The 12,319-nt window shown below is 42.4% G+C and carries 11 protein-coding genes and 1 pseudogene; 6 read left to right on the top strand and 6 right to left on the bottom strand.

The genetic code is table 11. From position 1 onward, the window contains the following. Window positions 1–59: 59 nt before the first annotated feature. From MgSA37_RS10195 to mce, 3 genes are all read right to left on the bottom strand, one after another. The gene (locus MgSA37_RS10195) at window positions 60–308 is read right to left on the bottom strand and encodes a type B 50S ribosomal protein L31 (protein ID WP_096351682.1); all 249 of its coding nucleotides are present in this window, start codon (window positions 306–308) and stop codon (window positions 60–62) included. 474 nt (window positions 309–782) lie between these two features. After that, window positions 783–1,268 (bottom strand): hypothetical protein, encoded by a 486-nt coding sequence (locus tag MgSA37_RS10190; RefSeq protein ID WP_096351680.1) that lies wholly within the window; start codon window positions 1,266–1,268, stop codon window positions 783–785. Between the two features lie 20 nt (window positions 1,269–1,288). Then, window positions 1,289–1,702 (bottom strand): methylmalonyl-CoA epimerase, encoded by a 414-nt coding sequence (mce, locus tag MgSA37_RS10185; protein WP_096351677.1) that lies wholly within the window; start codon window positions 1,700–1,702, stop codon window positions 1,289–1,291. A gap of 105 nt (window positions 1,703–1,807) precedes the next feature. On the opposite strand from mce, the pseudogene MgSA37_RS10180 reads away from it, so the two are divergent. The 3 genes and pseudogenes from MgSA37_RS10180 to MgSA37_RS10170 all read left to right on the top strand — a co-directional run bounded on the left by MgSA37_RS10180 (window position 1,808) and on the right by MgSA37_RS10170 (window position 3,971). Then, window positions 1,808–3,018: pseudogene (locus tag MgSA37_RS10180) on the top strand (IscS subfamily cysteine desulfurase). A gap of 126 nt (window positions 3,019–3,144) precedes the next feature. After that, window positions 3,145–3,558 (top strand): Fe-S cluster assembly scaffold IscU, encoded by a 414-nt coding sequence (gene iscU / locus MgSA37_RS10175; protein WP_096357388.1) that lies wholly within the window; start codon window positions 3,145–3,147, stop codon window positions 3,556–3,558. 86 nt (window positions 3,559–3,644) lie between these two features. Beyond that, window positions 3,645–3,971: a HesB/IscA family protein gene (locus MgSA37_RS10170; RefSeq protein ID WP_096351676.1), complete on the top strand. Its 327-nt coding sequence runs from the start codon at window positions 3,645–3,647 to the stop codon at window positions 3,969–3,971. A 294-nt stretch (window positions 3,972–4,265) separates the two neighbouring features. On the opposite strand, the gene MgSA37_RS10165 is transcribed toward MgSA37_RS10170, so the two are convergent. Next, entirely contained in the window at window positions 4,266–5,627 is a 1,362-nt protein-coding gene (locus tag MgSA37_RS10165) for an alpha-amylase family glycosyl hydrolase (RefSeq protein WP_096351674.1), read from the bottom strand. A gap of 749 nt (window positions 5,628–6,376) precedes the next feature. On the opposite strand from MgSA37_RS10165, the gene MgSA37_RS10160 reads away from it, so the two are divergent. Further along, on the top strand, window positions 6,377–8,290 hold the full coding sequence (locus tag MgSA37_RS10160; protein ID WP_096351672.1) for an AMP-dependent synthetase/ligase: 1,914 nt from the start codon (window positions 6,377–6,379) through the stop codon (window positions 8,288–8,290). Window positions 8,291–8,411: 121 nt separating this feature from the next. On the opposite strand, the gene MgSA37_RS10155 is transcribed toward MgSA37_RS10160, so the two are convergent. Continuing rightward, window positions 8,412–9,095, bottom strand: coding sequence for an HAD family hydrolase (locus MgSA37_RS10155; protein ID WP_096351671.1), 684 nt, complete (start codon window positions 9,093–9,095; stop codon window positions 8,412–8,414). Window positions 9,096–9,355: 260 nt separating this feature from the next. Between MgSA37_RS10155 and lysS the strand changes: the two genes are divergently transcribed. After that, a complete protein-coding gene (gene lysS, locus MgSA37_RS10150) occupies window positions 9,356–11,077 on the top strand; it encodes a lysine--tRNA ligase (RefSeq protein WP_096351669.1) in 1,722 nt (573 codons plus the stop codon). Between the two features lie 237 nt (window positions 11,078–11,314). Further along, window positions 11,315–11,527 (top strand): hypothetical protein, encoded by a 213-nt coding sequence (locus tag MgSA37_RS10145; RefSeq protein ID WP_096351667.1) that lies wholly within the window; start codon window positions 11,315–11,317, stop codon window positions 11,525–11,527. A gap of 184 nt (window positions 11,528–11,711) precedes the next feature. Here the strand turns inward: MgSA37_RS10145 and MgSA37_RS10140 are convergent, their stop codons facing one another. Then, window positions 11,712–12,263, bottom strand: coding sequence for a hypothetical protein (locus MgSA37_RS10140; protein WP_096351666.1), 552 nt, complete (start codon window positions 12,261–12,263; stop codon window positions 11,712–11,714). Between the last annotated feature and the right edge of the window lie 56 nt (window positions 12,264–12,319).

Raw genomic sequence — 12,319 nt, 5'->3', positions numbered from 1 at the left:
AAAAAAAGTCCTCCGCCAAAGGGCGGAAGACTTATAAATATTTTAAATAAACAAGGTGCTTATTTTTTGTTGTAACGGGTACGGAATTTATCGATACGCCCTGCAGTATCAACCAGCTTCATTTTACCGGTATAAAAGGGGTGTGAAGTATGCGAAATTTCCAATTTGATCAATGGATATTCGTTACCATCTTCCCATTTCACTGTTTCGCGGGAATCGATGCATGATTTTGTTATAAAAGAATAGTCGTTTGACATATCTTTAAAAACAACTAATCTATAATTTGAAGGGTGCAGATCTTTTTTCATTGTATTATTACTTCTTATAAAAGAGGTGCAAATGTATCACTTATTTTATATTTCTGCAAGTTTTTTTAGTTCATGCATCACAGCTCGTCGTTCATGTTTTTTTCGCTTTGATAATCAGCAATTTAAACCCAGAATAATTTCTATTTAAAGAAAAACAATTTGATCTGAAACCAATTTCTTTAGCATAAGTATCCTGGTATTTAAAGGCCATTGCCACGTTGCCAAATCAATGCCACAGAGGGGCTACCGCTTTGTAACACGTGAATAAAGAGGCAATTTGCCAGGTCAGCGGCTACCCTTTGCGAATTTCTATTTTGTTGTAAATAAGAATTTGGGCATTCCCGCCTGATAGAAGGCCGGCCGCGCTATCCGCTCATACTTCACGGGCCTTAATCACAATGGCCGGTATCCGCTTCCATCGCTAATGCGAAAAATCTGTTTCAAAACGAGGCGCCGAATAAAGTTTATCAATTATTATTTAACAACTTTCTTTATTTTTCTTTCAAGGATTTTATTTAAATGAGATGCTGCGTCAGACAACGAATCGACATTACAAATTCCGCTGTAATGGGCAGACTGCCTATATGAACCGGGCTCAAGAAATTTGCCATAATCAACAACCAAACTTAACTCCCCAACAAAATCAGTACACCGATGCTTAGGATTTATTGGCTTTGCTATGATTTCCTCGACCAACTGATATAAGGTGTCTTTTTCAGCCATTGTAAAATACGATTTCACAGAATCTACCCTTAGCTTGTGGTAGCCACCTAAAAAGGTACCTTTGTCATAAAACTTCACTTTCGAGGTGTCATCAATATTATTAATTGTTATTTCTTCATAATTCTCTAACCTAATTGTCAAAACACTCCATGGGTTTTTATCTACTGGGGCTACCGGTTGTTTGCAGCCTGTATTTATAAGAAAAGCAGCAAAAATCAAACGTAAAAACAACTTCATATAAATAGGTTATAACAAAATCAGCGACTATTAAAAGCAATCTCCTGGCACAATTCCACCAAAACCCCACCCGCACTCTTCGGATGCACAAAACAAACTAATTTGTTATCCGCGCCGCGTTTGGGCTCCTCATTTAACAAAACAAAACCCTCGCTTTTCAACCGGGCCATTTCGGCCTTTATATCGTCTACCTCAAAAGCAATATGATGGATCCCCTCCCCTTTTTTGGTTAGGAATTTGGCGATCGGGCTGTTCTCATCCGAAGCCTCCAGCAACTCTATTTTATTGGGCCCGCTGTGTAAAAAGGCTGTTTTAACATATTCAGATGGCACATCCTCTGTTTTATAGATAGTTGTATTCAATAATTTTTCATACAAACTGCCCGACGCGGTTAAATCGTTCACCGCAATGCCGATGTGCTCTATCTTGTTCATGTCCAAATATTGTAAATTATTGGTGGCTTAAGGCAATTTCTCCTTATTTTTAATGATTTTAAATAAACTTTATTTACTTTTGTACTGTTAAGTATTTAAAGAAATATGAACCTCCCGATATATTTAGACAATAACGCCACAACCCCCATGGATCCCAGGGTTTTGGAAGCTATGCTGCCTTATTTTACCACAAAGTTTGGCAACGCCGCAAGCCGTAACCATCCGTTTGGCTGGGTAGCTGAAGAAGGTGTTGATTATGCCCGCGAGCAGGTAGCCAAACTGATTGGTGCCAGCGAAAAAGAGATCATCTTTACTTCAGGCGCTACCGAATCAGACAACCTGGCTATAAAAGGCGTGTTTGAAATGTATAAAGAGAAAGGCAACCACATCGTTACCACCGTTACCGAACATAAAGCGGTACTTGACGCCTGTAAACACGTGGAAAAATTGGGCGGTAAGGTAACTTACCTTCCTGTTAAGGAAGACGGCCTGGTTGACCTGGAATTGCTTGAGCAAAGCATGACCCCCGAAACTATTTTGGTTTCGGTGATGTATGGCAACAACGAGATCGGCGTTATACAACCTATAAAAGAAATTTCGGCTATTGCCCATAAACATGGCGCCTTGTTTATGACAGATGCCGTACAGGCGGTTGGTAAGATCCCGGTTAATGTAAATACTGACGGTATAGACCTGCTGGCACTATCGGCACATAAAATATACGGACCTAAAGGCGTTGGCGCATTGTATGTACGCCGCAAGGGCCCAAGGGTTAAAGTTACCGCACAGATGGACGGCGGCGGTCACGAACGCGGCATGCGTTCTGGCACTTTAAACGTTCCCGGCATTGTAGGTTTAGGTAAAGCCTGTGAATTATGCGGCCAGGAAATGGAAAGCGAAGCAAAACGCTTATCTGCCCTGCGCGATAAATTACAGACTTCCTTATTGGAATTGGAAGAAAGCTATGTAAACGGAAACGTTGAACACCGTTTGCCGCATGTAGCCAATATCTCCTTCAAATACGTTGAAGGTGAAGGTTTGATGATGGCGATGAAAGATCTGGCAGTATCGTCAGGTTCTGCCTGTACTTCGGCTTCACTGGAACCATCATATGTATTAAAAAGCCTGGGCCTGTCTGATGACCTGGCGCATTCATCTATCCGTTTCGGCCTTGGCCGTTTTACTACCGAAGAGGAAGTAGATTACGCCATTGAAGTAACAAAAAATCAGTTAACCACCTCCGCGAGCTTTCACCGCTTTGGGAAATGTTTAAAGAAGGTGTCGACCTGAGCAAAATAGAGTGGGCAGAACACTAATTGATTTGAAAATGTGGTAATTTGAAAATTTGAAAATTGCCGCTTAATGCAAAAACGAAATTATTTAACATAAACGAAGATGAATTTTCAAATCTTCAAATTATAAAATCTTCAAATTACAAAAATATGGCATATTCAGATAAAGTAATCGATCACTACACCAATCCGCGCAACGTGGGCACTTTGGATAAAAGCAGCCACAAAGTTGGTACCGGCCTGGTGGGTGCACCTGAGTGCGGCGACGTGATGCGCCTGCAAATTGAGGTAGGTGAAGACAATGTAATCACCGATGCTAAATTTAAAACATTTGGCTGCGGATCAGCAATCGCTTCGTCATCATTAGCAACAGAATGGCTGAAAGGCAAAAGCATCGATGATGCCATGAAGATTGACAACATGGATATTGTTGAAGAACTGGCCCTGCCGCCGGTAAAAATACATTGCTCGGTATTAGCCGAGGATGCAATTAAAGCCGCCATCAATGATTTCCGCGTAAAAAACGGCATGGCGCCAATTGAATCAGAAAAAGTACACCACTAAATTAGTGAGTGGTGAGTAGAGAGCTGTAAGTAGTTTGAACAATGGTTCGGACTTAAGACTTACGACTCAGGACTTAAGACTAAAAAATGGTAACTGTAACAGATAAAGCAAAAAGCAAAATAGACCACCTGATGCAGGATGCGGGGCTTGATGGCTCCTATTTCCTGAGGGTTTCTGTTAAGGGAGGTGGTTGTTCGGGCTTATCGTATAATCTCGATTTTGATAACGAGATAAAAAAAGGCGATCAGTTTTTTGAGGACCGCGGCGTTAAATTTGCCCTCGATATGAAATCATTCCTTTACCTGGCCGGCACCGAACTTGATTTTTCGGACGGGCTTAATGGTAAAGGTTTTAATTTCCATAACCCTAACGCCAGCCGTACCTGCGGCTGCGGCGAGAGTTTTTCGGTGTAATTTATTTGGATTACACCGATTCGAAAAGGATTGCACCGATGCTATTGGTTTAGGGTCGGTTTTTTTATGCACTTTCCCTCCCCCGGGGCTGACCAAAAAGATCAGCCCCGGAGCGTCGAGACACAGACAACAGCGCGTTGAGACACGGACAACGGGGCGTTGAGACACAGACAGCATGCGTAGAGACAAACGGCCATAAAAAAGCCGGGGTAGCTTAGGCAGCTAAATGCTGTCAAGCTAACCTGCGGCGATATCAGCGCAAAGCAAAATTTAAAAAACCTCTATCCTGCCGGTTTAATTTTTCAACACCATGTACTGATATGGCGCAAGGCTAACTTCGGCTGCTACAGTTGTTTTTTTACCATTAAAAGCGTCCTTCCATAATGTATTAAGCAAACCCGCCGGTACCGTATAGGTAACCGCTTTATTGCGTAAGTTAGACAGCACCAATACCTTTTGGGATCCTGATTCTTTGGTAAAAACGCAAACATCGTCGCTACTGTACGAGTTTAATATTCCGCGCCGGATGGCCTCGCTTTTATTCCGGAAAGCAATAATTCTCTTATATTCGGCAGTTACATCCTGGTTGGCAGCGCCCAGGCTCCAATCTATTTTGGTGCCGGTAAACGGGAAGACCAGCCGGTATGGAGTGGCAATTTCCTGGCCATTATAAACCATCGGGATCCCTTTCATATAGGCCACCACTACAAACGCAGCCATTGATCCCTTTTTGCCTCCAAAAAGATCAAGTGGCGTACCGTCCGAACTATTTACATCATGATTAGTTAAATACCTTACCATGGCCTGCCCGTCTGCAGCGCCTTCATAATCCCTTTTATTAACCGTGTCTATTGTTTTAACAGACCTGTTTCTTTCGAAGATGGCTTTCATGTGTCCAAAAAAGTTGAAGCCAAAATTGTAATCAAATCCAACTGAATAATTTGATGCGCGGCTTCCTTCTGCTAAAAACAACAACTTGTGTGTCTTGATATTGTTCAGGGTATCCAATGCCTGTTTCCAAAAGTCGGCGGGCGGGCCGTCAGCGTAATCACAGCGGAAACCATCGATATTGGCTTTAAATACCCATGATTTCATGGCATGGATCAGCGCAAGCCGCATATCGCTGTTTTTAAAATTCAGCTGGGCAACGTCATACCAGTTTTGGGGATATTTAATTTTACCGGTTGAATCCTGCTCATACCACCCTTTGTTAGCTATCCATGGATTATCCCATGAGGTATGATTCGCAACAATATCCAGCATTACGGCTATTTTTCGTTGATGGGCGCCATCTACCAGTGCGCGCAGATCGTCCAGCGTGCCAAACTCCTTACCCACCTCATTATAGTCCCGTGTAGCATAAGGTGAATTTGTGGATTTAAGCACACCAACCGGGTAGATCGGCATTAAATAGATCATATTAACTCCCAGCGCCTTAATGGAATCCAAACGCGCGGTTACGGCACTTAATTTACCATCTTTACTAAACGAGCGGGTATTTACCTGGTATAACATAACATCGCGACTGTCTGGCATATCCCTGTAAGGTTTACCATATTGCGGTGGATAGGAATTTTCAGATTGTGCTACCGCAGCTATCGGAATGACGCAGCAAAATAACGCTGCGCTAAATAAAAAACGACTGAACTTTTTCATATTATTTTATTAGGATGACAAATCGGGTGTATTACTTTTTAATATATTTTTTAGTAATTGGTTTTGGGATTATTATTTTGAAACTGCCCGCAGCGCCCGTTTCAAGGCGGCTCAGTCAGTTCCGGTCAGCAATTTTCGCCATGCAGAATCATAAAAATTTACATAGGACACAAAATCGGATTTATTTATTTCCGAAAGCTTTTTTGATCATCGTCTGTATTCATAATTGATTTTATTTCGGTAGGTTTATGTGTTCCCTAAAAAAAACCTTACCGGCAAATCAAAGTAACGCTTGTTTATAAGTAATAGCAAATAACATGAAGGCTAATATTAAATATATTAATCGCTCCGATTTATAGTTTATTTAAATTCAATTAGTTATTAAAAAAAAACACCTGGCTGATATAGATAATTTAGGACAATTGTGGTAGCAAACAGGTGTTTTATTGCAACTGAATGCCACTTTTTCACAAAACACGAAATGTTGTTGCACCTGTTAACGGGTTAGATTAGTAAAAAGCTGCAATTTGATTTAAAAAGATGGTATCAGTAAATTAATGGCCCATGGCGAAGGCATTTTGAAAGATGGGATAAAGCGCAAACCCGGTAAATACCTGTTTGCTTTTATTGCCAAATAATTTAGATTTGTTAGCGATATAAACCCTTTAAACTATTTATCAGGCATGAAGGATTACAGATAAGTTAAACTTATCTCTGATCATCAATCTCTGATCACTAAAACAAACTTAATGAACACGGCAGCCGATAAATCAACCATTCCTGGCCTCATCCGGAATATTGTAAAAAATATCCACCCGGATACCCATACCTTTATGACGCATAAAGTGGGCGATACCTGGATAGATATCAGCTATAAAGAAGCGCTGGAAAAAATTGACGCTATTTCTGCTTATTTTCTCGAAATCGGTATAAAAAAAGGCGACCGCCTGGCATTGATCATTGAAAACGGCCCGGATTATGTTTATTACGACCAGGCCTTACAACAATTAGGCGCTATCAATACATCTATATATCCCACCCTCAGCGAAGCAGAAATTGAGTATATTTTAAATGACTCCGGCGCCCGTACCATTTTGTGCGGCAACCCCTTTTTATTTCGCAAAGTGCTTAAAGTAGCCAATAACTGCCCGGCATTGGTGAGGCTGATCCCGGCATTTGATGAGTTTGAAAAATTCACCAGCAAACTAAACCTCAACGCCGGCGTCATCAGCTTCGGTCAATTGATAGAAGAAGGCAGTAAACTGGTTGAAAAACACCGCTCGGCAATAATCATTGCCCGCGAAGCTATTTTACCATCCGATCTTTCCTGTTTAATTTATACTTCGGGTACAACAGGCACACCAAAAGGCGTAATGCTTACCCATTTTAACCTTACTGAAAACGCGAGGGTGAGCCTGATACAGATCCCTATCATTGTTAAAGACGATATATTTTTATCATTCCTGCCCCTTTCCCATGTTTTTGAACGCACCGCTACCTACCATATCTGCCTGTACACCGGCAGTAAAATTGCCTTCGCCCAAAGCCTGGACCTGCTGGCAAAAAATATGGCCGAAGTAAGGCCAACGGTAATGAACTGCGTGCCGCGCCTGCTGGAACGCATTCACGACCGCGCGATGAAAAACGGCACATCTGCTGGCGGTGTTAAGTCGAAAATATTTTTGTGGTCGTTAAAAATTGGCCGCGAACTGAGGCTGGTAAAAGAAGCCGGCAAAAAGCCGGGCCTTATTTTAAGCCAGCAGCATAAACTTGCTGAAAAGCTGGTTTTCAGCAAGATCAAGGAAAAAACCGGCGGCCGTTTAAAGATCATGCTTTCCGGCGGCGGGGCTTTACCAAAAAATATTGGCGAGTTCTTTGGCGACCTCGGCATAAAAATACTGGAAGGTTTTGGCTTGACAGAAACTTCGCCCGTAATGGCCGTTACCGAAACCGATCGTATTATTTATGGTACCGTGGGCCGTATTATCCCGGGTATTGAAGTAGCTATCCAAAACGTGGATACCAAACAGATTTACACCATCCAAACGCATGATACCTTTAAAGAAGATTTTCAATCGGAAGAAGGCGAAATCATTGTACGCGGGCATTGCGTAATGAAAGGCTACTGGAATAAACCTGAGGAAACCGCATCAGTGATCGATCCCGATGGCTGGTTCCACACCGGCGATATTGGCCGCTATTACCGCGGCAACCTGCAAATTACCGACCGTTTGAAGAATATGCTGGTAAATGCCTATGGTAAAAACATTTACCCTACACCGGTTGAAAACACCTACTTAAAGAGCCCGAAAATCGAGCAGGTATTTTTAGTAGGCGATAAACGGGAATACATTACCGCCATTATTGTACCATCAAAAGAAAGCCTGCAGGAAGCTTTTAATTTACCTGAAAGCTTTTTCGAAAAGCCTGATTGGTTTATTGAAGATAAAGAGATTGTGGACTGGGTTGGACAGGACATCAAACGTCTCTCCAACGAATTGGCCAAATTTGAGCGCATCAAGCATTTTAAAGTAAAACGCAAACCATTCAGTATTGACGATGGCGAGATCACCCCTACTATGAAGGCAAAACGCAAGGTGATTGAGAAAAAATACGCTCAACCTATCGATGAAATGTATTTACAGGAAGCGGAGGCGGATTGATGAATTTACAGTCTCTCGGAATTCGGAATTTCGCCCCGATAGCTATCGGGTTCGGGTTTAATTACTTTTTTGAATTTAAAGATTTGACAACTTCTGAAAAGTTGTCAAATCTAAAGTGCTCCTACAAAAACCCCAATATCTCCCTTATCCCCTCAACACTCTTAAACTTTTCATCGTCAATAGTATCCTCAATATGTTCGTGCGCCCAGGTGATATGGTAAGGCACATGAACACCGTGGCCGCCGACGTTTAATACCGGTAAAATATCGCTTTTCAGGGAATTGCCTACCATCAGCAATTCATTTGGATGAATATCGAGGTGCTTAATCAGTTTCCGGTAATTGGCATCATCCTTTTCGCTCATAATCTCGATATGATGAAAATAATGGCTGATGCCGGATTTTTTTAATTTACGTTCCTGGTCCAGCAAGTCGCCTTTGGTGGCCACTACCAGCCGGTATTTATCTTTCAGGGCTTCCAGCACTTCTTCAACACCGTCCAGCAGTTCAATCGGCTGGTTCATCATTTCCTTACCCAATTCAATGATCTTCCCGATCACATCGGTGCTTATTTTGTTATTGGTAACCTTTAGTGCTGTTTCAATCATCGACAACACAAAACCTTTAATGCCGTAACCATAAAAGCTAAGGTTTTCTATTTCTATTTTAAACAGCTCCCGCTCCAAACCCTGCTGCGAAGAGAACTCGCCCAATAAATTATAAAACTGCTCTTCTGTATGCCTGAAATAGGGTTCATTTACCCAAAGGGTATCGTCCGCATCAAAAGCAATTACTTTTAAATTCATGGGGTAAAGTTATTCATACCAATACAAAAATCACCAACCGTCATGTCGAATTTATTTCGGCATCTGCGTAAAAGTAGACACTGAAATATTGCACAAAGGGCGACGGCGGGCATATTGGCAAGTTGATGAGGTCCCGAGACAAGCTCAGGATGACTTTTTGTTAAAGAAAACATAAAATCCCACAAACTTTTCCTTCCGGACTTTACTGACTTTACCGACTTTCGGACTAAAAAAACTACCTTTGGAGCTTTATTGAAAATATGAGTATTGCACTATCCGAACAGGAAATTTTACGCCGCGAATCATTAAAACAGCTTCGAGCTTTAGGTATTAACCCCTATCCCGCCGAAGAATATAAAGTGACAGCCACTGCAGAAGAAATAGCCGATAATTTTGAGCGGTTCCCTGACAATTATAAATCCGTAACCATTGCAGGCCGTATCATGAGCCGTAATATTATGGGCAGCGCTTCATTTGCCAAATTGCAGGATTCAACCGGCCGCGTCCAGATCTACATTAAACGCGATGATATTTGCCCCGGCGAGGATAAAACCCTGTACAATACCGTTTTTAAAAAGCTGCTGGATATAGGCGACTTTATCGGCGTTAAAGGCTATGTGTTTTTAACCCAAACCGGCGAAATATCGGTACATGTGCAGGAAATGACGCTATTGTCAAAATCCTTAAAGCCTTTGCCTATTGTAAAACGCGATGAGGAAGGCAATATTCATGATGCGTTCACGGATCCGGAGCAACGCTACCGCCAGCGCTATGTCGACCTTACCGTTAACCCGGAATTTAAACAGATCTTTATCAAACGCTCCAAAGTGATCAGCAGCATGCGCGATTACTTTAACAAACAGGGCTGGCTGGAAGTGGAAACACCGATATTACAGCCCGTACATGGCGGCGCAGCCGCGCGCCCTTTTGCAACGCACCATAACACATTGGATATGCAGCTGTTTTTGCGCATTGCCAATGAACTGTATTTAAAACGCCTTATTGTAGCTGGCTTTGATGGCGTGTATGAGTTTGGCAAGATGTTCCGCAACGAAGGAATGGACCGCACCCATAACCCGGAATTTACCAGCATGGAGATCTATGTGGCCTACAAGGACTATAACTGGATGATGGCCATGGTAGAGGAATGTTTGGAATTAGTAACCCGGGCCGTACATGGCATCCCCGTGGTACAGGTTGGCGCCAACGAAATTAACTTTGCCGGGCCGTATGAAAAACTATCCATGTACGATTCTATCCTGAAATATACGGGTATCGATGTTTCGGCGATGGACGAAACCGCCCTGCGCCAAACTTGCGCAGAGCTGGAAATTGAAGTAGACAACAGCATGGGCAAAGGCAAGTTGATCGATGAAATCTTCAGCGCCAAAGTTGAAGCCAATTTGATCCAGCCTACCTATATTACTGATTACCCGATTGAAATGACCCCACTGGCCAAAAAACACCGCAGCGTAAATGGCCTTGTGGAACGTTTTGAACTGTTTGTAAACGGAAAGGAAATAGCCAATGCTTATTCGGAATTAAACGACCCGATAGACCAGCGTGAACGTTTGGAGGAACAGCTGATCCTTGCCGGCCGTGGTGATGACGAAGCGATGGCGATGGACGACGACTTTTTGCGTTCACTTGAATACGGGATGCCGCCAACCTCAGGTTTAGGCATCGGCATCGACAGGCTGGTAATGTTGATGACCAACCAGAGCACCATACAGGAGGTATTGTTCTTCCCTCAAATGCGCCCCGAGAAAAAAGCAAGGGTAACCACCGCCGAAGATTTTACCAATATCGGCGTCCCTGCCGAATGGGTGCCTGTTTTAAATAAAATGGGATTTAATACCGTTGAAGAGCTAAAAGCTGCCAACCCCAACAAAGTATTTAACGATCTGGGCGGCATGCGCAAAAAATTAAAGCTGGAAATCACCATGCCTGCAAAAGACGTGGTAATGGCCTGGTTTGCATAATATCCGCGGAAACGCCCCGATATATCGGGACATCTCTGATAAATTACCTTCGGTAGACGCAAAGTATTGCGTCTACCAAAAATCACCTGCAGTGACACAAAATTTGCTGTCCCTACGAAAATAAATCGCAATAAATCAGCCTTTTAATAACAATTTGTTAATGAAAGGATAATTTTGCTGAAACTTTAGTATTGGATAGGTTGTTTATTATTGCAATAAACACTTATAACTAAAGTTATGACTAATTCAATTCTCGAGATAACCGAAAACGAATACCTGATAAAACTAAACAGGAGCAATTTCAACCTCTCCTTTATCCGGAGCCTGTTAAAAATGGTGGAGGTGGCCAATCCTTCGGAGGATGGCTACTTCACGCAGGAAAGGCATTTTGCACCGAATCAAAATCATTCTTCTGAGCCGGATTACTTCAGTTCGATTGAAGAAAAATAGGCCGGAGAGGCAAGAATAAAGAACCAGGAATCAAGACAAAAAAAGAGGCGCAAGATGCGCCTCCGGTATATCTATTAAAACGTATTACTAAACGTTTGACTTACTTCTATCTTTGCCCGAAAGATCATTTGCAGCTTCTTTCGGACCTGCCGGCAGGCAGGCTTTACTGACTTTTGAACTACCATTAAAACTGGCGATACCCGCCCCGTACTACCTGTTGCTTATCCATCTGTGCCATTTGGCCCTTCATCATCTTGATCTGCTCGGTAAGCAATTTATTCTTATCATCCTTTGCCGCTTCCTGTAAATACATCTGGGCTTCTCTTTTATTACGTTTGGCCATTGATATACCCGCAAGGCTGAGCTTTGCTAACGCTGTATTGTGAGACATTTTCATCCCCAGGGAAAGCGCTTTCTTGAAATACTTTTCAGCTTTTAACGGCGCTTTCCTGGTTTCTATCAAACCGATCAGCAGGTTGTAATAGCCATGCTGGCTTTTGTTCAATTGTTTTTCGTAATCGGTTATCTTTAGCAGCCATTGCTCCGCTTTATCTGAATTCTCTTTGCGCAAAAACCATTGCGCTATAATCATGTTCTCGTTAAAAAAGTAGCTCAGCAATACAAAGCCACCTAAAAACAGTACCAATATCCCCCATCCCCAAAATCCAAACGCACATAGGGCCACCGCGGCCCCTAAAACTACACAGGCAATAATTAACCTTACTATATTTGACATCGTTAGTAATTATATAAATTAGTTTGCAAATATCCGTTTATTTGTACGCTAAATCA

This window comes from Mucilaginibacter gotjawali (genome assembly GCF_002355435.1).
Lineage (GTDB): Bacteria > Bacteroidota > Bacteroidia > Sphingobacteriales > Sphingobacteriaceae > Mucilaginibacter > Mucilaginibacter gotjawali.
This window is presented reverse-complemented; position numbering and strand designations above follow the sequence as displayed.